This window comes from Hyunsoonleella aestuarii (genome assembly GCF_006148925.1).
GTDB classification, from domain to species: Bacteria; Bacteroidota; Bacteroidia; order Flavobacteriales; family Flavobacteriaceae; genus Algibacter_D; species Algibacter_D aestuarii.
On record NZ_VAWB01000001.1, the window covers coordinates 1,282,140 to 1,308,908 of the forward strand.

The window sequence follows — 26,769 nt, forward strand, 5'->3', positions numbered from 1 at the left end:
CAACTTTTACATCCCTTTTACACTTCTTTTACAGTTTTTTCACAAATAGAAATGGAGATACTTATTAGTTTTATTGAAAAATTAAAAGTCATGCAAAAATTTATTCTACTATTATCATTATTTATTTGTTTATCATTTGACCTTAGCAGTCAAAGTTTAATTTCAGTTTTAAATACTAATAAAGTTACCCCAGATGTTAATCTGGTAGAAATAGAAATTGAAAATAGCTTAATAAATTGGAAAGGATCGAACTTATTTAAATTGAAAAAGCATTATGGTACTGTAAATTTTAAAAGCGGTTATGTTATAAAAAAGAATGGAAATATTATGGGAGGAGAGTTTGTAATTGAAATGAATACCATTACAAATACAGATGGGAAATTTAATGAAATACTAGTTAGTCATCTAAAAAATGAAGACTTTTTTGATGTTAAAAAATACCCGCTAGCCAAATTAAAAATTAATATAGTTGAATTCAATATGGACGAAACTCTAAAATTTATAGGAGATTTAACTATTAAAGGTGTTACTAAAGAAATTCAATTTGATGCAAGTTTTAATGTGATAGATGGCAATGAAGTTATGTCAACTAAATTCGAAATAGATCGCACCAATTGGGGTATTAATCACGAATCGCAAGAAACTCTAGGTACTTTAAAAGATAATATTATTTCTAATACTATTAAGTTTGAAGTCACAGCTCAATGGCCATTTAGAGATAAATGCTAATCAAAAATAAGCTTTGACTGGTCTTTAGTTACAATTAATTCAATGTTTCTTCCCAAAATTAGGGCACGATTTTCTTTTTCATGACCTGCTGGCATATTAAACGCAATCGGGAAATCGTAATCAGAGAGAGCATCTAAAATTAGTTGTTCAATAGATGTGCCCCAAAGTGTTGTGTTTTTTCTTAGTTTAGTCATTTGCCCAACCACAACACCTTTGCAATCATTGAAATAACCTGCTCTTTTTAGACTTTGTAGAATACGATCTATGTGGTATTTGTACTCGCCAATTTCTTCAATGAACAGTATTTTTCCAGCCACGTCAATACTACTTTTAGAACCAAGCATCGTGTGCAGTATAGTAAGATTGCCACCAACTAATTGGCCAGAGGAATTTCCAGTTTTGTTATATTCAGATCCTTCTAAAATATAACTTAAGGAGTTCCCAAAAACAGCATCTTTGAATGTTGATACGGTTACTTCAATTGAATTCAAATCATCTTGTAAACTGGTGCACATCATTGCATGAATGCTTTCGAATCCCAAATTGTGTATGTCGTTATGAAGCGCTGTAATATCTGAGTAGCCAATAATCCATTTGGGTTTTTCTTTAAAGCTAGACCAATCCAATTTATCTAAAATTCGAACCATACCGTAACCACCACGTGCACACCAAATAGCTCTTATTTTTGGGTCGTCTAATACTTTCTGTAAATCTTCGCAACGTTCATCATCGGTACCAGCAAAATGGTTTGCTTTGTTAAATACGTGGTCTCCAATTATCGAATGTAGCCCCCAGCTTTTTAATAATTTTTGAGCTTGCTGTACTTCGTCAGTTCTATTTTTTAAAATTCCTGAAGGGGCAACTATAGCAACTGTATCGCCTGCTTTTAAATATGGTGGTTGTTTCAAAGTTATATCTTGTTTTTGCAAAGCATCATTTTGAGCCAATAGTGTATTCTTTCCTGAGAAAAAAAAAGAACAAATCAAGCTTATTGTTAGTAGGTTTTTAGACATAATGTAAATGTACATTTTTTTTCTAAATAGCTTTCAAAATGTGTACTTTTACGGCTTTAAAAAAGATTTCATAATGCCGAAAAGATATACCATTACCACAGCACTTCCTTATACAAACGGACCAATTCATATTGGGCATTTAGCTGGGGTTTATGTTCCTGCGGATATATATGCACGTTATTTGCGTTTAACGGGAAACGATGTAGCGTTTATTGGCGGCAGTGATGAGCATGGTGTGCCTATTACTATAAAAGCGAAGAACGAAGGTGTTTCTCCTCAAGATATTGTTGATAAATACCATACGATTATTAAAAAATCGTTTGAAGATTTTGGGATTACTTATGATAACTATTCAAGAACATCGGCACCCATACATCATCAAACGGCTTCAGAATTCTTTAAGACTTTAAATGAAAAAGGGGAGTTTATTGAAGAAACATCAGAGCAATTATATGACGCCGAAGCAAATCAATTTTTAGCAGACCGGTTTGTTGTTGGAACTTGCCCTAAATGTGGCAATGAAGAAAGTTATGGCGATCAATGTGAAAACTGTGGCACTAGCCATAATGCAACTGATTTGATTAATCCAAAATCAGCAATAACAGGAAATGTTCCTACTTTAAAACAAACAAAGCATTGGTTTTTACCTTTAGATAAGCACGAAGCATTTTTAAAAGAGTGGATTTTAGAAGGCCACAAAAAAGATTGGAAGCCTAACGTTTACGGACAAGTAAAATCTTGGATTGATGATGGTTTACGTCCAAGAGCGGTAACCAGAGATTTAGATTGGGGCATCCCAGTACCAGCAGAAGGAGGCGAGGGAAAAGTATTATATGTTTGGTTTGATGCACCTATCGGATATATTTCATCTACCAAAGAATGGGCAGCACGTGAAGGAAAAGATTGGGAGCCTTATTGGAAAGATAAAGAAACTAAATTGGTACATTTTATTGGGAAAGACAATATTGTATTTCATTGCATTATTTTTCCGGCAATGTTGAAAGCTGAAGGCAGTTATATTTTACCCGAAAATGTTCCAGCAAATGAGTTTTTAAATTTAGAAGGTAATAAGTTGTCAACTTCAAAAAATTGGGCTGTTTGGTTGCCAGACTATTTGGAAGAATTTCCTGGGCAACAAGATGTGTTGCGCTATGCATTAAATGCGAATGCACCAGAAACCAAGGATAACGACTTTACTTGGAAAGATTTTCAGGCACGAAATAATAACGAGTTGGTTGCTATTTTTGGAAATTTCATAAATAGAGTTGTGGTGTTAACTAACAAGTATTATAACGGTATTGTTCCTGCGCCTTCAGAGTTTAATGAAGTTGATAAAGAAACACTTGCTGCTGTAAAAGCATTCCCAGATGCGATTGCAAGTTCTATTGAGCGATATCGTTTTAGAGAAGCAGGACAAGAGCTTATGAATTTAGCACGACTTGGCAATAAATATTTAGCCGATGCCGAACCATGGAAGGTTATTAAAGTAGATGAAGACCGTACAAAAACAATTATGTATGTAGCACTTCAAATTGCATCTGCCTTAGCAACCTTAAGTGAGCCCTTTTTACCGTTTACTTCTGAAAAGTTGAAAAAGATTCTTAATATCACGTCGAGCGCAGTCGATGCGTCTTGGGATGAAGTTTCGACCACCAACGTCCTGCTTCCTTCTTATCACCAAATAAGAAAAGCAGAATTATTATTCTCCAAAATAGAAGATGCTACCATCCAAAAACAATTGGATAAATTAGAAGCAAGTAAAAAAGCCAATGAGTTAGCTAATGCAGCTGTAGAGCCCCAAAAAGACACCATTACTTTTGAAGACTTTACCAAATTAGATGTTCGAGTAGGCACCATTTTAGAAGCCGAAAAAATGCCAAAAACAAAAAAATTATTGAAGCTAAAAGTTGATACAGGTATCGATACAAGAACTATTGTGTCTGGTATTGCTGAAAGTTTTTCTGCCGAAGAAGTTATTGGCAAACGCGTAACGGTTTTAGTAAATCTAGCACCTAGAAAATTACGAGGTATTGAAAGCCAAGGTATGATTTTAATGACCGAAACTCCTGAAGGGAAATTGGTATTTGTGAATCCTGATGATGCAAAAGTTAGTAATGGATTGCAGGTTAGTTAGGAATTTATTTGTAATGTTTTTAAAATAGTCATGACTAACACATCATGCAAAAAATATTCACAGAGTTTTCTACAAATGCGGTTTTAAAACTAGGAAATGAATCTCTTTTAAAGCCTTATTCAACCTCCAAGCGCCTCGATTTATATACATTTATTAGAACCACCAATGCTAAAGCAGAGATTATAGTAGATAGTATTCCATATACCATTGAAGCAAATAGTATTTTGGCATTAACTACAGTGCAATATTTTCAGTTTATTACGGGGGAAGACTTAGTCGTATATCAATTCAATAGAGAGTTTTATTGTATTAAAGACCACGATCAAGAAGTAAGTTGTGCGGGACTTTTGTTTTTCGGAAATGTGCATATTCCCATTATTGAATTGGATAATAAAGAGCATAGAAAACTCAATATTCTACATGAAGTGTTTTTAGATGAATTTGAAACTGAAGATACTATTCAAGCTGAAATGCTGCGGATGCTTATGGCTCGTTTTATTATTATTAGCACGCGTTTGCTTAAAGCAAAAGAAGGTTTTGTTGAAACGGCTAAAAACACCAAGATAGATTTATTGCGGGAATTTAATATGTTGGTGGAATCACATTTTAAATTACAACATAGTGTATCATTCTATGCCGATAAGTTATTTAAATCGCCTAAAACTTTGTCAAATACGTTTGCAAAATTAAATACAAGTCCTTTGTACATTATCCATGAGCGCATTATTCTTGAAGCGAAACGCATGCTAATCTACACCGATAAAACTGCCAAAGAAATAGCTTATGAAGTTGGCTTCGATGATGCTTCGCATTTAAGTCGATTATTTAAAAAACACACTACTTTATCACCCTCAGACTTCAAAAAACAGCTTAGAAAGTCTGCTTAGGGAAAAATTGACAAATCCTAGGGCAATTTTACCATTTCTTAGCCTTTCCTTTTGATTCATCTTTGCATTGTATAATTAAAACAACAAAGGCATGAATTTAAAACACATAACAATTTTTAATTTGATTGAAATATTTAGAGGAAAAAGAAAAAGTATTGTCAATACCATTTCACCAAAAACTCATTGTGAGCAAAAACATATTCACGATTACTATTGTGATGCCGAAAGACCTCATATTGAGTCAAATATAATGACCTCAAATTAATAGGGGAAAAATTGACAAGCTTAAAGGAAATTCAACCATGGTGTAAAGGTTATAACGGTTGCACCTTTGTACCAACAAAATAAAAAAGTAAAAAATTATTAATAACGAGTTCCTGAAACAGGTTTAGGATAAAAAAATTAAAAAAATGAACATATTTAATGTGCCAACAAGAGACGAAGTAAGCGAAAATAATCAAGCCATTTTTGATAATTTAAACAAAGCTTTAGGGTTTGTACCAAACCTATATGCAACTTATGCACATAGCGATACGGCTTTAGAAAACTATTTAAATTTTGCAAATGCTAAAACATCTTTATCGGCTAAAGAAAAAGAGGTAGTAAACCTTGCAGTAAGTCAAGTGAATAACTGTATCTACTGTTTGTCTGCCCATACGGCTATTGGAAAAATGAATGGTTTTACAGATGACCAAATTTTAGAACTAAGAACTGGAGAAGCTTCTTTCAATAACAAATTGGGTGCATTAGCAAGATTAGCTAAAAACATTACAGAAAATAGGGGAAGAACTGATGTTAATGTATTAGAAAACTTTTTCAATGCAGGATATAACAAAGGGAATTTAATTGATGTAATTTCTTTGGTAGGCGATAAAACCATTTCAAATTATATACACAGTACAACCCAAGTACCTGTAGATTTTCAAGTAGCACAACCATTAGAAACTGCAACAGTGTAATTAACAAGTAAAATAATTTTAATAAATAACCCAGAGTTAAAAGCTCATTAAAAAAGGAAACAATGAAAAAAGTAATCTCAATTTTAGTAATCGCATTGGCATTCACATTAAATTCTAATGCTCAAGATAAAATGATGAAAAAAGAGGCAATTAAAACTATTGCTTTAGAACAAATAAAAGGTGAGTTTACCCAAAAAGGTTTAACCTTAAATGAAGGCACTTATGTGTTTGAAGTATCCAATAACCATGCAGCAGATGAAGTAGGTTTGGTATTAGTTGAAAAAGGAAAAGATGCTACTAATCCAGAAAACCACATAAAGACTGCTTATGTTACTCAAGTGGTTAAGGATGGAGAAACTCAAAAAACAAATGCAACAAAATTGGTAAAAGGAGAGTATGTGTATTTTTGTCCACTTAATCCAACACCACAATATACGCTTACAGTTCAGTAAGAGAATAGTCAGTTTGATTGATAGTTTGAAAGGTTATTCTAATAAAAGAATAACCTTTTTTTATGAAATCAGCTTAATAGACCCAATGGAAATTTTTAACTTTACAAAAAACCAAGAATTATGTTATCAAAATCAATACAAGGCGCATTAAATAATCAAATAAAAATAGAAGCAGAATCTTCTCAAATTTACTTAGCCATGGCATGTTGGGCTGAGGTTAAAGGTTTGGAAGGAGTTGCTAATTTTATGTATGCCCAAAGTGATGAAGAGCGCGAACACATGTTGAAATTAGTAAAGTTTGTCAATGAACGTGGTGGTCATGCTCAAATTTCAGAATTAAAAGCACCCAATGTAACTTTTAAATCATTTAAAGAAATGTTCGAAAAATTATTCGAACATGAAGTATTTGTGTCTCAAAGCATCAATGAATTAGTGCATATTTCACTTCAAGAAAAAGATTATGCAACACATAACTTTTTGCAGTGGTATGTTGCGGAGCAAATAGAAGAAGAAGCTGTAGCTAGAACTATCCTTGATAAAATCAATATGATTGGAGATGACAAGGGTGGATTGTATTTATTTGATCGAGATATTGAAAACTTAACAGTAACAACTGCGGCTACTAATACTCCAGAGTAGAAAATAAATTATTTGGCGAATAATGGCTTTAGTGAACACAATTTTAACAGTTAATCTTATTTAGATTTAATAAAAATAACTTATTTTTGCCCGCAGATTTGAATATCTTTTTCAACTGTGGGCAAAAAAAAGAAACAAAAAAAGACAATTAAAAAATTACGAAAATTAGGAGTTCCACTTCCTGAAAAAGTAAAAAGTAGTTGTTGTAAAAAGTTCAAAAAAGGCGAAAATAAGCGCTGTAAAAAATGTCCTTGCTTCGACTTAATAAAGAAAGTGGCTTAGTTTTTAATGACTCGAGTGGAATGCATCAACTCCAATTTCCAAACACTATCCTTTTTTATTGCAACAATACTTTCTAACCATTGAAAATTATTTTCTAAAGTATCCGATTTTATAGTCGCATAATTATTATAGGCCATCCAAATACGATTTCCTTCTTTTTTAGACTTAAAAAATTCGAAATTATTAATACGCTTAACGCCTTTGTCTCTAAGTTTTGCGCGCTTGCACCAGTTAGCTATGGTGTCGTTATTCCAAACTTCACCGTGCTCCAAAAGAATAAAGTCATCAGTATGGTAGTTTGGGAGTAGATGAGCTTTTTTGTCGCTCCAGACATCATCAAAAACCCCTTGAACAACCTGTTCTACGGCTTTGAAATCTTGTTGACTGTTAGGTTTTTTTTCTGTAGACTGTTTACAACTGTTCAGAATTATAAGCAGCCCGATAAGTATATAATTTGCTTTCATTTATTTAAATTTTAATAATCTAAGTTGATTTTGACATGATCTATTAAATTCCTATTATGCGATTTAATAAAACTCATTGATTAAAATGACATTTTTATTTTAGTGTATTAGATTGAAAAATTGCTATCTGCCAACTAAAATACATACTTTAACCAATATTATCGCGGTTTATAAAAATGAAAAAACTTCAGCAACTCATAAATAGTATTATAAAATATCGCCTAGCAATTATTTTAGTACTTGTTGTTTTAGTGTTTTTATCTGCTCAACAAACAATAAAAAACCTATCTGTCGATAACTCATTATCGATATGGTTTTTAGAGGATGACCCCAGTTACAAAGCTTATATTGATTTTCAAGAAGAAATTGGTTCCGACGAAATTTTTGTTGCCATGTTTCCTGTTGAAAATGCTATAGGTGATTTAGAAAAGGAAAACTTGTTAGAATTGCATGAAGTTATAGATGCGCTTCCTTATGTAAAAAGATCATTTAGTTTAGCTAAGGCTAAATACCCAATTTACACCAATACTAAAATAAAGTTTGATGACTTATACAACACGAAGCGTAGCGAAAAAGGTATAAAAAATCTACTTTCTAAATTGCCCAATATCTCATCTCAGCTTATTACCAAAGATTACAAAAATCAATTCTTTTATATTCAATTAAACCCCACCCCAGCAATTGAGGCACAACGTGAAGCTATCCCTAGAGAGATAAGGCAAATTATTTCAAAAAAATACTCAGAGTATCATTTAACGGGGCCTCCAGTTCTTAATGAAGCATATAGCTTAGGGATTTATAAAGAAAGTATGTTATTTGGTTTGCTTACTGTTTTAGTCATTACACTCATGCTATTGTTTTTATTACCCAGCAAGCGGTATTTGTTGGTATCATTGTTATCGGTTGCTATACCACTGGCCTTGCTTTTCGGAATAATTACATCGCTAGGTTTTGCTTTAAATATGATATCCATGCTCATACCGACGATATTGATGGTTTATAGTGTTAGCGATGCCGTACATATCATCAACATATATCATAAGGAAGGATTAAAAAACAGGAATTTTCATAAATTGCAACTTATCACCTTGTCAATTAGAAAAAGCTTTATCCCTTGTTTTTACACAACGCTAACAACGTTTGTCGGCTACTTTGCACTATATCTATCTCCGCTGCCAGCTTTCAAAAACATGGGAGTGTTCACATGTATTGGGTTAGTATTAAGTTTTTTGCTCGTTTATGTAATTGCCATAATAGGATTTAGTTTTATGAAGCTTAATTTTCAAGAATCCAAACCTATTTTGAATTTAAATAGTTTCAGTCAAACACAATTTGTGCTATGGCTTAATAGTTTTACCACACGATATAAAACAAGCATTATAGTTGTTTTTTCACTCGTGCTTCTTTATGGGGTTTATTCCATTTTTCAAGTGAAAATAGATACTAATTCACTCGATCTTTTAGCAGAAGGGCACGCCAAAAAAGATTTAAGAATAGTTGAAAGTCAACTCAATGGAAGCTCGAGAATTCAATTGAGTATTTCGGCTACTAAAGGTGGGAAAATATTGAATAGGGAAGCCGTGTCCTATATGGAAAAATTTCAACAAAAGTTAGAAACCAATCCTCTAATCGCATCAGCAGTTTCTGTTGTAGATATTAAATCGTTTTTAGAAAAAAGAACCCCTATTTTGTTTCAATCGGCTATTTCAAAAGAAAAAATTGAAAGCACTTTAGCTTCGGCAGATGCAAAAGCGAATAGTTTTTTCAAGTTGTTTTCAGATGATTTCACTTCTGCTGGTATTACCGTAAGCTTTAAGGAAATGAATACATCTAAACTCCAACAGTTGTTGAATGAGATCGAGCGTGACTTTGTTAAAACATTTCCAAAAGAATTCTATAAGTTAAAAATTAATGGGTTTGCAGTAGTTTTTGCACAATTGAATAGGTTTATTCTTGAAACACAATTCAAATCATTTTTTGTGGCTTTTGTTATTGGGTTTTTATGTTTGTGGATTTTTATCAGGAATATAAGAACCACGCTTTTAGTTTTAATTCCTAATGTATTACCTCTTTTTGTACTCGCTATATTAATGAGTTTATTAGACATTACATTGGATGTTACCACGGCAATGATAACGCCAATAATGTTAGGGATTGCTATGGACGACACCATCCATTTAGTTTATAAATATAAACGTACCAAACAGGTAAAGGGTTCTCCAGAAGCAAGAATGAATAATGCCATGATGTACACAGGTACAGCCTTGTTTTCAACTACTATTGCATTAGTTGGTGGGTTTCTAATTATTAGTTCTAGCGCGGTGCCTTCGGTAAGTCACTTTGGTTTACTTTGTGCTGTTACTGTATTGATTGCATTAATAACCGACATTTTTTACCTGCCCGCATTACTGAAAACTTTTGATAGATAAGTTATGTTTGCTCAATTTTCTCTTGAATAAAAAAAGCATTCTATTCCCAGAACGCTTTTAGTATGTTAAAATTAGAACAGATTATCTATTCATGTTTTTTATTTGGTCTACAAAATCATCCAAGTCTGCACCATTACGCACAAGGGTGAGCGCTTTGTCAATGATGTATTTTATATTTACTGCGTGAAATCCGAGTCCAACAGAAATTTTCTTTAAAAGTAATAATTCAGGCTCGCCCGTAATGGTGTCCACATGAATCATACGCACCAAATCGTATAAACGCTCTAAGCGACTTTCATAAGATACTGGTGGATTAATTGGGTGAGATGAGTAATCTTTTAAAATAGCCTTATAATCCATCTCAGAAATAGCTAAATTATTAGCTAATCTAATTAAAAATGCTTTTTCATCATCTGTAATAACTCCATCAGCCATAGCTACTCTAACAATCGATGCAAAATGACTTTCATTTCGCTTTTTAAATCCACTATCAAATAAATCTGAAATTGACATATATACTTATATTTAGTGCTACAAACGTACATATTATTTTTCATTTTTTGAAATAAATGCAGACCATAATGCAATACAAATTTGATGAATTATTTTAATCATAAAATGTACTAATTTCCGCATTTCTACAAATGAAAAATAAGACTAGAATTTAATTGCTCAATTTGTAAAAAGAATAGTAAAATCTAATTGTATTAAGACCGCGCTAAGTATTATATTTGCACCCTTTAAATGTTGTAAATTAGGTGAGTTCGACTAACTTCTCGCAAACTTATTTACAGACTTTGCAAGGGCAAAATCTGCGGAATACTATTGTCCAAAATGGAACGAAAATTCATTTAAAAGGACTAGTAGGGTCTTCATTTTCGTTTGTTATTTCTGGCATTTTCAAAGAAGTGCAGAAGCCCTTTCTTTTGGTTTTTAATGACAAAGAAGAAGCTGCACATTACCTAAACGATTTAGAACAATTATTAAGTGATAATGATGTGTTGTTCTACCCTGGAAGTTATAGACGTCCTTATGATATTGAAGAAACCAATAATGCGAATGTGCTTTTACGCGCCGAAGTCTTAAATCGTATTAATTCTCAAAAAAAACCAGCAATTATCGTTACATACCCAGATGCTCTTTTTGAGCAAGTTGTAACAAGAAAAGAATTAGAGCGGCATACCCTTAAGATTGGAATTAATGATAAGCTATCAATAGATTTTATTAATGAAGTTTTATTTGAGTATCAATTTAAGCGTGTTGATTTTGTAACAGAACCGGGAGAATTTTCCCTAAGAGGTGGAATAGTTGATGTATTCTCATTTTCGCATGATGAACCTTATCGTATTGAATTTTTTGGTGATGAGGTGGATAGTATAAGAACCTTCGATGTTGAAACGCAGTTGTCTGTTGAACAAATTAAGAAGATCAATATCATTCCGAATGTTGCTAATAAATTGGTTGAAGAAAAGCGACAAAGCTTCCTAAAGTACATCGCCCAAAAAACAGTGGTTTGTTTAAAAAATGCCGATCTATTGTTTTCAAGAATTGACGATTTTTATGAAAAAGGAGAAGAAGCATTCAAAGGATTGTCAGAGGATATAAAACATGCTGAACCACAGGAGTTATTTTGCAATTCAGATTTACTTAAAAAGCAACTTTTAGATTTTTCCATCATTGAATTTGGGACACAAAGTGTCTTTTGTCATTCAAAAACTGAGCTAATTGAAGTTGGAGAATGTCATGTTGTTCAATTTAACACCACCCCACAACCTACATTCAACAAGCAATTTAATTTGTTGATTGAAGATTTAAATGGTAATCATGAAAAAGGATATACCAATTGTATTGCTTGTGTAAGTGAGCAACAAGCAAAACGTTTTCGCGATATATTTGACGATTCTAATCTCGATGTCAAAGAATATCAAACAGTTATCTTGTCATTACATCAAGGGTTTATAGACCACGATAATAAAATAGTTTGCTATACCGATCACCAAATTTTTGAGCGCTATAATAAATTTCATCTTAAAAATGGTTATGCTAAAAAGCAAGCCATCACACTAAAAGAACTTACAAACTTAGATATTGGCGATTATGTTACACATATTGATCATGGCATAGGGCGTTTTGGCGGACTTCAAAAAATTGATGTAGAAGGTAAAAAACAAGAAGCTATTAAATTGGTATATGGCGAACGCGACGTACTGTATTTAAGTATTCACTCGCTACATAAAATCACCAAATTTAATGGTAAAGATGGCAAACCGCCAAAAGTTTATAAACTTGGAAGTAAAGCTTGGAAAACTCTAAAGCAAAAAACCAAGGCTCGTGTAAAAGATGTTGCTTTTAATTTAATAAAGCTCTACGCCAAACGTAAAACAGAAAAAGGATATCAGTACAATCCTGATAGTTATATGCAGCATGAATTGGAAGCCTCTTTTATTTATGAAGATACTCCAGACCAAAGTACTGCTACAGCAGATATTAAAGCGGATATGGAAAGTGAGCGTCCAATGGACAGACTCATTTGTGGCGATGTAGGATTTGGTAAAACCGAAGTGGCTATGCGTGCTGCATTTAAAGCGGTAGATAACGGTAAGCAGGTCGCGGTTTTAGTACCAACAACCATACTGGCATATCAACATTCAAGAACATTTAAACAACGCCTAAAAGACTTTCCTGTAACAGTAGATTATTTAAATCGATTTAGAACAGCCAAGGAAAAGCGTGAGACCCTAGAAAATCTTGAAAAGGGAGTAGTAGATATTATTATTGGGACGCATCAATTGGTTAATAAAAATGTAAAGTTTAAAGATTTAGGTCTTTTAATAGTTGACGAAGAACAAAAGTTTGGAGTTACGGTAAAAGAGAAACTAAAGACCCTTAAGGACAATGTAGATGTATTAACTTTAACGGCTACACCAATACCGAGAACACTTCAGTTCAGTTTGATGGCGGCTCGAGATTTATCGGTTATTACAACGCCTCCACCAAACCGTTATCCAATTGAGAGTCATGTGATACGTATTAATGAGGAAACCATTCGCGATGCGATTAGTTATGAAATACAAAGAGGAGGGCAAATTTTCTTCATTCATAATCGTATTGAAAATATAAAGGAAGTTGCAGGAATGATTCAGCGTTTGGTGCCAGATGCTAAAATAGGAATCGGTCATGGGCAGATGGAAGGAAAGAAGTTAGAAAGCCTAATGCTTCAATTTATGAATGGCGGTTTCGATGTTTTAGTGAGTACAACTATTGTTGAAAGTGGCTTGGATGTGCCAAACGCAAATACCATTTTTATAAATAACGCTAATAATTTTGGCTTAAGCGATTTACATCAAATGCGCGGCAGAGTAGGACGAAGCAATAAAAAAGCGTTCTGTTATTTTATCACACCAGAATACTCTGCAATGACAGATGATGCTAGAAAACGAATTACTGCCCTGGAGCAATTTACCGAATTGGGAAGTGGTTTTAACATCGCCATGAAAGATTTAGAAATTCGTGGTGCAGGTGATCTGTTAGGTGGTGAGCAAAGCGGATTTATTAATGAAATTGGCTTTGATACCTATCAAAAAATATTAAATGAAGCGATCGAGGAACTCAAGGAAAATGAGTTTAAATATTTATATAATGTTGACGAAACGAAAAAAGTTTATGTAAAGGATGTCACCATCGATAGTGATTTCGAACTACTTTTTCCAGATCATTACATTAATAATATAACTGAACGATTAAATCTATACACGCAACTTAATAATATAAAAACAGAGGAAGAATTACATACTTTTGAGTCCGAATTAATAGATCGTTTTGGAGAATTACCAATACAAGTGACCGATTTATTAAATAGTGTCCAAATAAAGTGGATAGCTTCTAAAGTTGGGTTTGAGAAGGTGATTATGAAGCAAGGGAACCTAATAGGATATTTTATTAACGACCAACAAAGTAAATTTTATCAAAGTGCTAATTTCACCAAAGTATTGCAGTTTGTTCAATCGCATCCTAAGGCAGCTAAGATGAAAGAAAAGCAAACCCGAAATGGACTTCGTTTAATGTTAACATTTGAAAATATAAAAACAGTAGAACAAGCATTAAAAGCCCTACAACCAATTGTGGCGTAATAATTGTTTTATTAACTATAAAAGACTATAATTTTGCAACGTTTACTTATTATTTTTGTTTTTTTTCCGAGTTTTCTCTTAGCTCAGCACTCAATTAAAGGGGTGTTTTCTCCTAAGGAAGATTACAATTTTGCAATTCTTTATAAAGTTACCCCTACTATATCAGAATACGTTTCTAATGCCGAGATACAAGGAGATGGAAGTTTTCAATTTCAGTTAGATTCAACCTATACGAAAGGGATTTATAGGTTAGTTTATGCTGTACCTCAAGAAGATTATAATTTCGATATTATTTACAACGGAAAAGAAGATGTTGAACTTACTTTTAACTCCGAAACTGGCGTGAAATTTGATTCCTCTCTAGAAAATAAACTCTTGGAATCTTACACAAATAGTATGTTAATGATAACCAATAGTATTGGGAATTATTTTCGAGATGAAAGCAAAGACAAGGATACATTAGCTTTAACCAAAATATTTAAAACCCAGAAAGAAACTCAGAGTAATTTTGAAGAAGCATCAAAAGGCAGTATAGCCTCTAATTTTATAAAAGCGAATAAACCGTTTATCCCAAAATCTAGTGTAGATGTAAAAACCTATGTGCAGAAGTTGGAGAAGCACTACTTTGATCATGTAGATTTTAATAATTCAGTGCTTCAAAGTTCTAATTTTTTAACTGAACGTATGCTTAATTATGTGTTTGGTAATGGCGCCAATTCTCAAGATGAAATAGCGAATTACAAAAAGAACATCAACACGTTATATCAAAAAATTAATAGCTCTCCAGACCATATCAAAAAGAATTTATTGTCAATTTTATGGCAACAAATGGCAGATTTGAATATAGAATCTGTTGCAAATTTTATTGCTGATACTTATCTCATGGATTTGGCAGTGTCCTCAAACGATCAAGAACTTTTACGTGCGCTAATATTATATAACGATATTTCAATTGGTAAGATAGCACCCGATTTTGAGGTTGAAACAAAAGAGAAAGATAAAACCATAACAAAGAAGTTAAGTCAGTTAAATATAGCTGAAAACTACATAGTAGTATTTTGGAGCACGACTTGCTCCCATTGTCTAGATGAAATACCTCAATTACAAAATTTCATTAAGTCTGTTGAGAAGAATAAGGTGAAAGTTGTTGCCATTGCTTTAGAAGATGAATCTTATAATTGGAAAAATTTAACTTATGATTATCCTGAATTCATTCATATTTATGGTGATGGTAAATGGAATAACGACATAGGAAATAGGTACGGCGTTACAGCAACACCTTCTTATTTTGTGCTAAATGCAAAAAAACAAATAGTTGCAAAGCCCGAAGATTGTGACATGCTAAAGGAATACTTCCAAGATGGTAATTAGTTAAAAGTGATAAAACGCATTTTCTAAGTGCTCAATTTCATATTGCTTACCTACTTTAACTATAGCAATGATATCAAAACGTACTTCAACGTTTAAATTATTAACCGTTACATATTCATCAACTGCTTTAACCAGGCTCTTTATTTGTTTTGGTTTCACAAAGTCTTGTGGGTTCCCAAAATTGGTTGTTGATCGAGTTTTAACCTCTACAATAGTAAGAACGTCATCCTTATTTGCAATAATATCGACTTCTGCTTTATCAAAACGATAATTACGTTCTGCAATGTCATAACCATTTTTAAGAAGAAAATCGACAGCAAGTTGCTCACCTTTTTTCCCAAGGTCGTTGTGTTTTCCCATAATCCCTATCCTCTAAATAAAAAGAAATCATCTTTCATGTCTTCAATTTGAGCATCCTCATTTGTGATAATATAATCGATGGCTTGGGAGGTGAATTCGTCGCCTTTTTCGGTTAAAGACACAATGTTATCATCAAGTTGAATCATGTTGTTTTTCAATGCTAAATCTAATACAGATTTAGAACGTACTTTTTGCCAATTAATATGTTCATTAAGGTGATTAACATGACGCTCACTTTCTTCATTATGATTTTTTAAATGCAATAAAAAGGTTAATAAAGACACTTCGGTACGTTGTTGTTTTTCTCTATATAAAACGGCAATAACACCTTTGTTTGGAGCAAATAAGTAGACCATTAAAAACACCAAACCTAAGACAGTAGTTATAGAGCCTGCAATAGAAGCATCTAAATAATGTGCTAGCCAATATCCAGTTATGGCACTAAGAACTCCAAAACCAATGGCATAAATAAGCATGCGTTTTAAATCGGTGGTTAAAAGATATGCTGTTGCTGCTGGAGCAATCATTAGTGCAACAACTAAAATAGCTCCTACGGCATCAAAAGCACCAACTGTTGTTACCGATGAAACTGTCATTAAACCATAATGAATAATCGCTGGGGAAAAACCTAGTGATGCAGCTAAACCAGGATCAAAAGTACTTACTTTTAACTCTTTAAAAAAGGCAAATAGGAGTCCAATGGTTATTAGTAAAATGAAGCCAATAACCCACAACGACTTTGGACCAATATCAATTCCCGAAATTAAGAGCCTATCAAATGGAGCAAAAGCTAATTCGCCTAACAAAACAGCATCTACGTCTAAATGCACATCGTTAGCATTTTTTGCAATAAGAATAACGCCTATGCTGAATAAAATAGGGAACACTAGTCCTATGGCGGTATCTTCTTTAACCAACCCCGTTTTTTGAATGTATTCTACTAAAATGACAGTAATGATACCTGTTATGGCTGCGAGTAGAATAAGTAAGGGTGAATTTAAATCTTGTGTGATAAAGAATCCGATAACAATTCCTGGTAAAATAGAATGACTAATAGCATCGCTAATCATAGCCATTTTTCGAAGCACCAAGAAAGTGCCTGGAATAGCACAAGAAATCGCTACTAAACTGGCAATAAGCTGTATTTCTATTTGGGCACTACTCATTATTTTCAGTTTGTTGATTGTACAAGTTGGACGCGGTCTTATATCCTTCTCGGGTTAAACTCCACATATTCCCGTTTAGCTGTACATAATTTTTTTGCACTAATTTTTGCAACGTACCTTTTGTAAAACCTTGAAAGTTATTTAGGATTTTAATAGAATGTGGATGTGATATATTTTCATGAGTTTCGGCAATTCTAAACATAAATGCCAATGTTTTATGTAACTGCAAATCACGTCTGTTCTTTATAAATCGTATTTGTTTAAATAATAAACCTCGACTTGGAGAAAATACAAAAGATATTAAAACAAAAACTCCAGCAATAATTACTATAACAGGACCAGTTGATAAGTTGTTTTGGCTTGCACTTACTGCAGTCCCAAATACACCAGAAAAGGCACCAAATAAAGCTGATAAAAACACCATCACACTTAGTCTGTTTGTCCATTGTCGTGCAGCAGCAGCAGGAGCAAGTAACATGGCGCTCATAAGAACTACACCCACTGTTTGAAGTCCCAAAACGATTGCTAAAACTATAAAGCTAGTTATCAAAATGTCTATAAATTTGGTGTTGAAACCAAGTGTTTTGGTAAAGTCTGAATCAAAAAGAAGCATTTTGAATTCTTTCCAAAATAGCAATAAGATCATTAGGCAGATGCCTGTAACTATAGCCATAAGCCAAACATCACTTTCTACTAGTGTTGCTGCTTGTCCAAACAAATACTTGTCTAATCCAGCTTGATTGGCGTTTGGTTGTTTTTGAATAAATGTAAGTAGAAGCATTCCAAAGCCAAAAAACAAGGATAAAATTAGTCCTAACGCAGTATCCGATTTCAAATGCGTTTTACTGATAATACCTCGAATCCAAAAGGTGCCTATTAACCCGCTAACCAGAGCCCCTAATAAGAGTACATTACTGTCTTTTGCCCCTGTAATTAAAAACACAATAGCAATACCAGGTAATGCAGCATGAGAAATAGCATCACCTAAAAGGCTTTGTTTTCTCAGTACTGCAAAACTTCCTAACATGCCAGTAACAGCACCTAGGATTGCTGTTCCTAAGGTAATAGTTCTTAAGGTGTAGTCTGTAAAGACGAGCATTATATATTCAGTGATATCCATAGCTATTCCTGAATGCTAACTTTATAATTAATACCGTATGTTTTGGTTAAATTATCATCATTAAAAATATCCTTAACAGGACCAGTTGCGATCTTTTTTACATTTAAAAATGTAACCCAATCGAAATATTCTGGGACGGTTTGTAAATCGTGATGTACCACGATGACTGTTTTTCCAGCTTTTCTCAAAGCTTTTAATATGTTAATAATGGCTATTTCGGTTGAAGCGTCAACACCCTGAAATGGCTCATCCATAAAATAGATTGAAGCATTTTGTACCAGAGCTCTTGCCAAAAAAATACGCTGTTGTTGTCCTCCAGACAGCTGACTAATTTGACGATTTTTAAAAGGAAGCATACCTACTTTCTCCAATGCCTCCAGAGCTGCCTTCTTCTCCTTTTGAGTCGGGCGTTTAATCCATCCTAAACTCCCGTATGTACCCATCATTACAACATCTAACGCTGTTGTTGGAAAATCCCAATCTACACTTCCTTTTTGGGGCACATAGGCCACTAATGAGCGTTGTTTTTCATAGGGTTTGCCATAAATGCTAACACTACCTGCAATAGGTTTTAAAATACCTAAAACAGATTTTATAAGTGTAGATTTTCCAGCGCCATTAGGTCCTACGATAGCCATAAGAACACCTTCGGGGATTTCTAAATCAATATCCCAAAGCACAGGCTTATAGTTATAAGCCACTGTTAAATCATCAATTTGTACGGCTATTTTTTTACTCATTATTTTAATGCGTTAACTATAGTATTCACATTATACTCAAACATACCGATATAAGTTCCTTCAATAGTCCCAGCATCTCCAAGCGCATCAGAATATAGCGATCCGCCAATGGTTACATTGTGACCTTTCGCATTTACTGCCGCTTGTAAAGCTTCAATAGTACGTTTTGGTACAGAGCTTTCTACAAAGATAGCTTTAACTCCTTTTTCAATAATAAAAGCCGATAATTTCTGTACATCTTTAACGCCAGCTTCAGTAGCTGTGGATAAACCTTGTAAGCCAACAACTTCAAATTCGAATGATTTCCCGAAATAATTAAAAGCATCATGGGCGGTTACTAAAATACGTTTGTCCTTAGGTAAGGTTTCAATATCGGTCTGTATTTTATGCTTCAGGTTATCTAGTCGTTTTATATAATTGCTATAATTAGCTTGAAAAACAGGTTGCTTTTCTGGCATTGTTTCAGAAAGTATTTCAGTAACAAATAGAGTTGCTTGTTTCCAGTAATCGATATTAAACCAGATATGAGGATCGTAATTTGAGGCAAAATAGTCTGAGCCTATTAAGGTGCTTTTATCTAAAACTTCGGAAATGGCGATGGTTTTTTTGTTCTTCATTTTCTCAAAAACTTCCACCAGTTTACCTTCTAAATGCAAACCATTGTAGAAAATAATATCTGCATTAGCTAGTTTAGTTACATCACCTTCGCTAGCTTTATATAAATGTGGGTCAACACCACTGCCCATTAGTCCTTGAAGGTTTATGTGTTCGCCTCCAATATTTTTAACCAAATCGGTAATCATGGTTGTAGTGGTTACTACATTTATTTTGTCATTAGCTTTCTTTTCGTTTTTACAACTGAAAATTAAAGCAACTGATATCAGAAGGGCAATTCTTTTGATCATTTTAAATGGTTTTTTTATTTCTAGTATTTTTGATTCTATAGCTTAACCCGAGACCCAATAATAAATCTTGGCCATCGGTAATACTTGTTCCAATGTAGGCGTCTAATTGTAAGTCGTCGCAAACTAGATAGGTCATCCCTGCATCCCAATAGTGGTTTGCAGAACTATCCTCTGGTAAATCTCCGTATACCTCGGCATACATCCCGAATTTTTCGGTAAGGCTATATCCGTAGGCCAAGGTGTAAATAGCTGCAGCTTCAGGGGAATCATCGCCCCATTGCGCGCCTATGTTATAGCCTAAACTGGAATTTTCACTTAGTGTATGAGAAAGTGATAATCTAAAATCTACACCTGTATATTCTGGTCTGTAATCGGTTGAAGCACTAAATACAGGAAATACATGTCCGATAAAAGCAATCTCAGGCATTGGTCCATTTTCTTCTGCAATATCTATTTTCATTCCGAGAAGCAAAGGAGATAACCCGCTCATGACGTTATCTAGTTTATTTCCGTTTACAGTGGTTACGCCTTCAACAAAATCCCATCCTAAACGTAATTCTAGGTTATCAAGAACCCCATACCGGATAAGCATTGTATTGTAAGTGAAGTTTTCAGACTTAATATTATTTTCTTCAAATGATTCGTACAATCCACCAGTTTCAAACTGAAGAATACCTTTTCCAACGGTTGAAGAAGCTTCAGTAGCATCTGGTCGATCTGTAACAATAGTGCCAAATTCATTTTCTTGAGATGAAATTGAAATTGTGAGTAATAAAAGTACAGTTATGAGAATATATTTAATGGTGTTCATTGACGTATATAATTGATGTGAAATCTTTATTTAAAAGAATGGTGTTATTGTTTATTAAAGTTTGGGTCATTTTGTTTTTACTGAATTGTTTCGATACTAATATGGTATTTCCATATTTCAACCCATGTTGTGCGCAGAAATCAAAAAATTCTTTGTCATCACTCATTAAGCGCGAAATAACATAGGTCTTGCCTTCTTTTGCATTTGATAAACTAATTGAAGTATCTGTGGTAGTGATTTCTCCTTTTGCATTTGGTATTGGATCACCGTGAGGGTCAAATTTTGGATTGCCTAAGTACTCACTTATTTTATTAGCCAACAAATCGGAAGTTTGGTGCTCCAGCAATTCTGCTTCACGATGGATATCGTGTAAGGATAAATCGAATAGTTTAAACAATAGAGCTTCCCAGAGGCGGTGCTTACGCACTACGTTAAGGGCCATTTTTGTGCCTTTGTCCGTAAGCTTTAACTCTTGGTACTTTTTATAGTGCAATAAATCCTTAACAGCTAGCTTCTTGGCCATATCAGTCGCTGCTGCGTTCGATATGCCCAGCTCTTTTGCTATATTTCCAGGTTTGGTGTCGTTATTATCACGTTTTCCATTTTTATAAATGGCTTTTACAAAGTTCTCTATAGCTATTGACATTTAATTTTGCTTTAAATTAATTTTAAGTAAACTTAAATATTTTACAAATGTAACTAAAAAATATAATTGGGGACAATTTTTCTTTAATTAGTAATTTCACATTCTAATATTTAATAAAGGTTAATATGTATCGCATTTATTTTCTCGTATTCTTAGTTTTTCAGTTTGTTTCATCTCAAAATGAGAAAATACTCTTTCAGCCTATTGATGTAATTGAGTTGGAATGTGCGTCAAATCCTCAAATATCTCCTGATGTTTTACATATAGTTTACAGACGTAACAGTTTTGATATTATGACTGATAAGTCTAAGGGTAATCTTTGGATTCTTAATTGAGATGGGACGTCACACCGAACGAAAGTTAACCTCGTGAGAAGTCAATGAATATAAAGTGCGATACTCTCCAAGTGGTGATTGAGTTGTTTTTACAAGTGCTATAAATAAAGATTCGAAATTATTTTAAACCTTAAAGTTGCGAAAGATTGATGCTGTATTAATCGAGATTTCAGAAGCATCACATGGTATTGCGGCCAAACCGAGTAATTTAATTAGTAAAGTGGCTCACGCTTTGGCTTGGTTTAAAAAGTATAATGAGGGTAATTAAAATCAAATAAGTTTAATGACAGGCACAACCCTTATCATCACCACATGTTTTATTAGATATTTTTTTTGACTTCCAGATAAATTTGCGTACTAGAAATATCAAAGCAAATGCTACTAAAACGTAAACGAGTATGTTTTGGATGATATAATTCATAATGTTATTTCAAAAATTGAAAAGCAATTAATGCTACAATATACGCAAAAGCCGTCATAATTACCAGTTGTAATATGGGCCATTTCCAACTATTAGTTTCTCGTTTTACAATGGCTAATGTGCTCATGCATTGCATAGCAAAAGCATAAAATAACAATAATGAAATTCCAGAGGCAAAAGTAAACAAGGGACCTCCTAATATCGGATTTAATTCAGCTGCCATCCTGTTTTTTATTGTGTCCTCGTCGTCGTTTCCAACGCTATATATTGTAGCTAAGGTTCCTACAAAAACTTCTCTTGCTGCAAACGAACTTACTATAGCAATTCCAATTTTCCAATCATAACCAAGAGGTCTAATAGCGGGTTCAATAGCTCTACCTGTAATGCCGATGAATGAATGTTCAAGTTTGTGGGAAGCGATTTTACTTTGCAAATCTTCCTCGGTTAAGTTTTCTGTGGCGTATTCAGTTTTAATTATGTTTTCGGCGTCATTAAAATCTTTTCCTGGACCATAGGATGCTAGAAACCATAATACAATAGAAATTGCCAAAATGATTTTTCCCGCTCCAAAAACAAATGATTTAGTTTTTTCTACAACAGTGAGCGCTACATTTTTTATTAGTGGTAGTTTATAATTAGGCATTTCAATCACAAAAAAAGTCTTGCTCTTTATTTTGAGTATTTTATTCAAGAGGTATGCTGAAAACACTGCTGTTCCAAAACCAATTAAATACAGCAGCATTAAAGTTAGGGCTTGGTAGCTAAGCCCAAAAAATCTTCCCTGTGGAATTACCAAAGAAATAATAATTAAATAGACTGGTAGCCTTGCAGAACATGTTGTGAATGGTGTAACCAATATTGTTATGAGTCGTTCTTTCCAGCTTTCAATATTCCTTGTTGCCATTATTGCGGGAATAGCACAGGCGGTTCCAGAAATAAGAGGAACAACACTCTTACCGCTTAGCCCAAAACGACGCATAATGCGATCCATTAAAAATACCACGCGGCTCATATAACCGCTTTCTTCAAGTACCGCAATGAACAAGAATAGAAATGCGATTTGTGGAATAAAAATAACGATTCCACTGAGCCCAGGAATTATTCCTTCGGCTAATAAATTTGTAAAAGCGCCAACTGGAAGTACGTTTTTAGTCCATTCACTTAAAGATGCAAAAACACTATCAATAAAATCCATTGGCAACTCTGCCCAATCATAAATAGCTTGGAAAATGGTTAGTAATATAATTGTAAAAATAACATAGCCCCAAACCTTATGTGTTAAAACCCGATCAAGTCTGGTGCGTAAATCTTTGGCTTTCGAAGCGTCAATAGTTTGTCCAACTTTAAGAATATTATTAATAAACTGATAACGTTTTATCGTCTCTTTTTGCTGTAAACGTTTTAAATCGCCTTTACTTTTCGTTTTAAAATCTGCTACAGCATCAAAATCTTTTCTGTCCGTTTTTCCAAAGTTTACATCTTGTGTAATTACAAGCCAAAGTTTATAAAGCAACTGGTTTGGAAATGCTTTTTGAAGATTTCCAAAGTATTCCTTATCAATTTCATAAGCGTTCAAACATGGAGTAACAGATACTTCTTTATAGTTTGTTATTAGGTTTTTTAGATCGTCTATACCTGTATTTTTTCTTGTACTTATAAGTGCGATTTTTGTTTGAAGGTGCTCTTCTAAATAATCAATATTTAATGAAATGCCTTTATAATTCATACGATCTGCCATGTTGATGACGAGCAGCGTAGGGATCTCCAAATCTTTTATTTGAGTAAATAGCAACAAATTGCGTTTAAGGTTTTCAACGTCACTTACTACAACTGCAATGTCTGGGAAGTCTTTATCATTTTTATTTAGCAATAACTCGATAACTACATTTTCATCTAGCGATGAAGCGTTCAGACTGTATGTGCCCGGGAGATCAATAATGTGTGCTTTCACACCACGTGGTAACTTGCAAATACCTTCCTTTTTTTCAACAGTAATTCCTGGGTAGTTACCTACTTTTTGGTTTAAACCTGTTAATGCATTAAAAACAGAAGTTTTACCGGTATTTGGATTCCCGATTAAAGCAACATTTATTTGTTTACCCATTAGTTACTTTTTCAATTAAAATATGGGAAGCGGTTTCTTTTCTTATGGCAAGGTGTGATCCATTAATATTTAAGTACATGGGATCTTGAAATGGAGCAACCTGAACGAGTTCGACAGAATTACCAGGTAAGCATCCCATTTCTAGTAATTTTAAAGGAATAGCATTTGAAGACACATCTGTTATAATCGCGCGTTCCCCTCGTTTTAAATGTGCTAAAGTGTCTTTCAAGCTTATTTAGATTGATTTTAAAGAAGCAAAAGTAAGGTAAAAAAATAGGCTATAAAAATTGTATTTGAAAAAGTATCAGTCGTATTCTTTTTTCAAATTTTTGATGTCTTCCAATAGCCGTTTGATGTCTTCATTATTTGTTCCATCATAAAACCCGCGAATCTGTCTTTTTTTATCAATCAGCATAAAATTTTCGGTATGTACCATATCAAAGGGTCCCGCATATGCATTATCCTTTACGGCTAAATAGCTTTTTCTTGCTAATTGATAAATTTCTTTTTTATCACCTGTAACCAAGTGCCACTTACTGTCGTTTACACCTTTTTTTACAGCATAGCGTTTCAATTGCTCAACGGTGTCAATTTCTGGTGTAACAGTGTGAGAAAGCAACATAACATCATTGTCATTCATGATTTCTTTTTGAATTTCGACCATATGATTTGTCATAATAGGACATATGGTTTGGCAAGTGGTAAAAAAGAAATCGGCAACATAAATTTTATTGTCAAAATCTTTTTGAGTGACCGTTTGTCCATTCTGATTTTTAAATGAAAAGTCCGCAATTCTATGATACTTTTTCTGATGTTGAATTGTGCTATCAACAAGTTCTGTACTAACCATTACTGGCTGGTAAATTGGCAAGGGTTGGTAAACATTTAATGTATTATAAATTAGAATAATAATGATTAGAGAAATGAAGCCAAAAACAACGGCGAACTTCTTGTAATCTTTGAAAAATGATAGCATTCGAATCTGAATTTCAGCAAAAATACGATGAAAATTAATCAGGAAAAATTCAATTTAAACATAAATTCATGTTAAAAGTTTTCTCATTACTTAATTGTCTTTTTTAAAGTTGGTTTAAAAGCTTACTTTTGTGCGATTATAAAAATTTGATTGAAGATTTATGGAGTTTGTTATTAAAATATCTCAGTTTTTATTGAGTCTTTCTTTACTCATTGTTTTACATGAGTTAGGACACTTTATTCCTGCGAAGGCTTTTAAAACTAGGGTAGAGAAATTTTACTTGTTTTTCGATGTTAAGTTCTCTTTGTTTAAAAAGAAAATAGGAGATACTGTTTATGGTATTGGTTGGTTGCCATTAGGAGGTTACGTAAAAATAGCTGGTATGATAGATGAAAGCATGGATACTGAGCAAATGGCCAAAGAACCGGAGCCATGGGAATTTCGATCTAAACCTACATGGCAAAGATTAATTATTATGCTTGGTGGTGTTACCGTAAATTTTGTTTTGGCATTAATCATTTATATACTAGCTTCCTTTGCTTATGGTGATCGCGATATTTCTGCCGAAAGTATTCAAGATGGTTACTGGATTACGAATCCTTTATTAGTGGATTTAGGTTTTCAAACTGGAGATCAGCTTCTTTATATAGGAGATGCAAAGATTGTGAATGAGTCGGATATTAGAAGTAATATTCTTGCTGCCCAATCTATTACTATTAATAGAGATGGTGAGCAGAAAAAAATTGATCTTCCCGAGGATTTTTTAGGACAATTATCTACCAGTAAAAACCGAAGTCTTTTTGAATTAAGAATGCCATTTATAATTGGTAAAGTTGCAGATTCGTCGTTGAATAAAACTGCTGGACTAAAAAGGGGAGATTTAGTAAAGACAATAAATGGGCAAAATATCAAATACTTCGATGAGGTAAAAGATATTTTAGCGCCATTAAAAGGGCAAACCGTTGTAACCCAAATTTTAAGAGATGATAAGCTCGTTATTTTTAACTTAAGTGTTGATAATAATGGAAAATTTGGAATTCAACCAGGAGGATCTATTAATCAATTTGCAGATTTAGGTTATTTTGATATAACTAGAAAGGAATACTCTTTTTACGAAAGTTTTGGAGTAGGTTATAATAAGTTTATTGGTCAAATAGCTTCATATTGGGGACAGTTAAAATTAATCTTTAGTCCAAGTACTGGAGCTTACAAAGGGGTTGGTGGTTTTAAAGCTATTTTCGATATTTTTCCAGACACTTGGAGCTGGGAAGCTTTTTGGAGTATTACAGCCTTTTTATCTATAATGTTAGCTATTTTAAACCTACTGCCAATACCAGCGTTAGATGGCGGACATGTCATGTTTTTGCTATATGAAATGGTATCTGGAAGAAAGCCAGGAGATAAGTTTATGGAATATGCTCAAATGGTGGGTTTCTTTATTCTAATAGCCCTGGTTCTATTTGCTAATGGCAATGATATTTTTAAGGCAATTTTTAATTAACTTTTTAGTCATTATATTTGTTGTAATTAAAATTTAATATATATTTGCGCTCGCAAAAGCGAAAAATATTTTCCTCAGTAGCTCAGTTGGTTAGAGCATCTGACTGTTAATCAGAGGGTCGCTGGTTCGAGCCCAGCCTGAGGAGCAACCTTTACAAAACCATCTAAGAGATTAGGTGGTTTTTGTGTGTCTAAA

27 protein-coding genes and 1 tRNA gene are annotated in these 26,769 nt (G+C 33.4%); 14 read left to right on the forward strand and 14 right to left on the reverse strand.

What is annotated here, in order from left to right; translation table 11 throughout:
- Positions 1-90 precede the first annotated feature (90 nt).
- Positions 91-729: a YceI family protein gene (locus tag FEF17_RS05785; RefSeq protein ID WP_170180972.1), complete on the forward strand. Its 639-nt coding sequence runs from the start codon at positions 91-93 to the stop codon at positions 727-729.
- Here FEF17_RS05785 and FEF17_RS05790 read toward each other — a convergent pair.
- Entirely contained in the window at positions 726-1,742 is a 1,017-nt protein-coding gene (locus FEF17_RS05790) for a S66 peptidase family protein (RefSeq protein ID WP_139002146.1), read from the reverse strand. The genes FEF17_RS05785 and FEF17_RS05790 overlap by 4 nt on opposite strands.
- A gap of 73 nt (positions 1,743-1,815) precedes the next feature.
- Here FEF17_RS05790 and metG point away from each other — a divergent pair, with 73 nt between their 5' ends.
- The 6 genes from metG to FEF17_RS05815 all read left to right on the forward strand — a co-directional run bounded on the left by metG (position 1,816) and on the right by FEF17_RS05815 (position 6,813).
- Positions 1,816-3,876 (forward strand): methionine--tRNA ligase, encoded by a 2,061-nt coding sequence (gene metG / locus FEF17_RS05795; protein ID WP_139001400.1) that lies wholly within the window; start codon positions 1,816-1,818, stop codon positions 3,874-3,876.
- A gap of 44 nt (positions 3,877-3,920) precedes the next feature.
- Complete coding sequence (locus FEF17_RS05800; protein ID WP_139001401.1) at positions 3,921-4,763, forward strand: helix-turn-helix domain-containing protein; 843 nt, start codon at positions 3,921-3,923, stop codon at positions 4,761-4,763.
- 91 nt (positions 4,764-4,854) lie between these two features.
- Positions 4,855-5,028, forward strand: coding sequence for a hypothetical protein (locus tag FEF17_RS14285; protein WP_170180973.1), 174 nt, complete (start codon positions 4,855-4,857; stop codon positions 5,026-5,028).
- Between the two features lie 145 nt (positions 5,029-5,173).
- Positions 5,174-5,722 (forward strand): carboxymuconolactone decarboxylase family protein, encoded by a 549-nt coding sequence (locus FEF17_RS05805; RefSeq protein ID WP_139001402.1) that lies wholly within the window; start codon positions 5,174-5,176, stop codon positions 5,720-5,722.
- A gap of 62 nt (positions 5,723-5,784) precedes the next feature.
- On the forward strand, positions 5,785-6,174 hold the full coding sequence (locus FEF17_RS05810; protein ID WP_139001403.1) for a cupredoxin domain-containing protein: 390 nt from the start codon (positions 5,785-5,787) through the stop codon (positions 6,172-6,174).
- A 120-nt stretch (positions 6,175-6,294) separates the two neighbouring features.
- Entirely contained in the window at positions 6,295-6,813 is a 519-nt protein-coding gene (locus FEF17_RS05815; protein ID WP_139001404.1) for a ferritin, read from the forward strand.
- A gap of 278 nt (positions 6,814-7,091) precedes the next feature.
- On the opposite strand, the gene FEF17_RS05820 is transcribed toward FEF17_RS05815, so the two are convergent.
- Positions 7,092-7,559, reverse strand: a complete 468-nt coding sequence (locus tag FEF17_RS05820) for a nuclear transport factor 2 family protein (RefSeq protein WP_139001405.1) — start codon at positions 7,557-7,559, stop codon at positions 7,092-7,094.
- Positions 7,560-7,735: 176 nt separating this feature from the next.
- Here FEF17_RS05820 and FEF17_RS05825 point away from each other — a divergent pair, with 176 nt between their 5' ends.
- Positions 7,736-9,988, forward strand: coding sequence for an efflux RND transporter permease subunit (locus FEF17_RS05825; RefSeq protein WP_139001406.1), 2,253 nt, complete (start codon positions 7,736-7,738; stop codon positions 9,986-9,988).
- 81 nt (positions 9,989-10,069) lie between these two features.
- Here FEF17_RS05825 and FEF17_RS05830 read toward each other — a convergent pair whose 3' ends face one another.
- A complete protein-coding gene (locus tag FEF17_RS05830; RefSeq protein WP_139001407.1) occupies positions 10,070-10,501 on the reverse strand; it encodes a tellurite resistance TerB family protein in 432 nt (143 codons plus the stop codon).
- 245 nt (positions 10,502-10,746) lie between these two features.
- Between FEF17_RS05830 and mfd the strand changes: the two genes are divergently transcribed.
- Together mfd and FEF17_RS05840 are read left to right on the forward strand one after the other, a co-directional pair.
- Entirely contained in the window at positions 10,747-14,118 is a 3,372-nt protein-coding gene (gene mfd / locus FEF17_RS05835) for a transcription-repair coupling factor (protein ID WP_139001408.1), read from the forward strand.
- Positions 14,119-14,151: 33 nt separating this feature from the next.
- Positions 14,152-15,489, forward strand: coding sequence for a TlpA family protein disulfide reductase (locus tag FEF17_RS05840; protein ID WP_139001409.1), 1,338 nt, complete (start codon positions 14,152-14,154; stop codon positions 15,487-15,489).
- Here FEF17_RS05840 and FEF17_RS05845 read toward each other — a convergent pair whose 3' ends face one another.
- Genes FEF17_RS05845 through FEF17_RS05875 form a run of 7 tightly spaced genes read right to left on the reverse strand, consistent with a single transcriptional unit; the run spans position 15,490 to position 21,237 of the window.
- The gene (locus FEF17_RS05845; protein ID WP_139001410.1) at positions 15,490-15,849 is read right to left on the reverse strand and encodes a YraN family protein; all 360 of its coding nucleotides are present in this window, start codon (positions 15,847-15,849) and stop codon (positions 15,490-15,492) included.
- A 5-nt stretch (positions 15,850-15,854) separates the two neighbouring features.
- On the reverse strand, positions 15,855-17,015 hold the full coding sequence (locus FEF17_RS05850) for a metal ABC transporter permease (RefSeq protein WP_139001411.1): 1,161 nt from the start codon (positions 17,013-17,015) through the stop codon (positions 15,855-15,857).
- Positions 17,008-18,135 carry a metal ABC transporter permease gene (locus tag FEF17_RS05855; protein ID WP_139001412.1) on the reverse strand — a complete coding sequence of 376 codons (1,128 nt, stop codon included), beginning with the start codon at positions 18,133-18,135 and terminating at the stop codon, positions 17,008-17,010. Before FEF17_RS05855 ends, FEF17_RS05850 begins: the two co-directional genes overlap by 8 nt.
- A 2-nt stretch (positions 18,136-18,137) precedes the next feature.
- Positions 18,138-18,875 (reverse strand): metal ABC transporter ATP-binding protein, encoded by a 738-nt coding sequence (locus FEF17_RS05860; protein WP_139001413.1) that lies wholly within the window; start codon positions 18,873-18,875, stop codon positions 18,138-18,140.
- A complete protein-coding gene (locus tag FEF17_RS05865; protein ID WP_139001414.1) occupies positions 18,875-19,780 on the reverse strand; it encodes a metal ABC transporter solute-binding protein, Zn/Mn family in 906 nt (301 codons plus the stop codon). Before FEF17_RS05865 ends, FEF17_RS05860 begins: the two co-directional genes overlap by 1 nt.
- Before the next feature lies 1 nt (position 19,781).
- Positions 19,782-20,591, reverse strand: a complete 810-nt coding sequence (locus FEF17_RS05870) for a transporter (RefSeq protein ID WP_139001415.1) — start codon at positions 20,589-20,591, stop codon at positions 19,782-19,784.
- Positions 20,578-21,237, reverse strand: a complete 660-nt coding sequence (locus FEF17_RS05875) for a metal-dependent transcriptional regulator (protein ID WP_139001416.1) — start codon at positions 21,235-21,237, stop codon at positions 20,578-20,580. Before FEF17_RS05875 ends, FEF17_RS05870 begins: the two co-directional genes overlap by 14 nt.
- Before the next feature lie 125 nt (positions 21,238-21,362).
- Between FEF17_RS05875 and FEF17_RS05880 the strand changes: the two genes are divergently transcribed.
- Positions 21,363-21,572, forward strand: coding sequence for a hypothetical protein (locus FEF17_RS05880; RefSeq protein ID WP_139001417.1), 210 nt, complete (start codon positions 21,363-21,365; stop codon positions 21,570-21,572).
- A 136-nt stretch (positions 21,573-21,708) separates the two neighbouring features.
- The gene (locus tag FEF17_RS14480; protein ID WP_262709976.1) at positions 21,709-21,840 is read left to right on the forward strand and encodes a hypothetical protein; all 132 of its coding nucleotides are present in this window, start codon (positions 21,709-21,711) and stop codon (positions 21,838-21,840) included.
- A 12-nt stretch (positions 21,841-21,852) separates the two neighbouring features.
- On the opposite strand, the gene FEF17_RS05885 is transcribed toward FEF17_RS14480, so the two are convergent.
- The 4 genes from FEF17_RS05885 to FEF17_RS05900 form a co-directional block, all read right to left on the reverse strand.
- On the reverse strand, positions 21,853-21,993 hold the full coding sequence (locus FEF17_RS05885) for a FeoB-associated Cys-rich membrane protein (RefSeq protein WP_139001418.1): 141 nt from the start codon (positions 21,991-21,993) through the stop codon (positions 21,853-21,855).
- Positions 21,994-21,997: 4 nt separating this feature from the next.
- A complete protein-coding gene (gene feoB / locus FEF17_RS05890) occupies positions 21,998-24,097 on the reverse strand; it encodes a ferrous iron transport protein B (protein ID WP_139001419.1) in 2,100 nt (699 codons plus the stop codon).
- Complete coding sequence (locus FEF17_RS05895; RefSeq protein WP_139001420.1) at positions 24,090-24,326, reverse strand: FeoA family protein; 237 nt, start codon at positions 24,324-24,326, stop codon at positions 24,090-24,092. The genes feoB and FEF17_RS05895 overlap by 8 nt, the downstream gene beginning before the upstream one ends.
- 75 nt (positions 24,327-24,401) lie before the next feature.
- A complete protein-coding gene (locus FEF17_RS05900) occupies positions 24,402-25,073 on the reverse strand; it encodes an SCO family protein (protein ID WP_139001421.1) in 672 nt (223 codons plus the stop codon).
- 160 nt (positions 25,074-25,233) lie between these two features.
- On the opposite strand from FEF17_RS05900, the gene rseP reads away from it, so the two are divergent.
- Both rseP and FEF17_RS05910 read left to right on the forward strand, forming a co-directional pair.
- Positions 25,234-26,574 carry an RIP metalloprotease RseP gene (rseP, locus tag FEF17_RS05905; protein ID WP_139001422.1) on the forward strand — a complete coding sequence of 447 codons (1,341 nt, stop codon included), beginning with the start codon at positions 25,234-25,236 and terminating at the stop codon, positions 26,572-26,574.
- A 71-nt stretch (positions 26,575-26,645) separates the two neighbouring features.
- Positions 26,646-26,719 (forward strand) — tRNA-Asn (locus FEF17_RS05910).
- Positions 26,720-26,769: the final 50 nt, after the last annotated feature.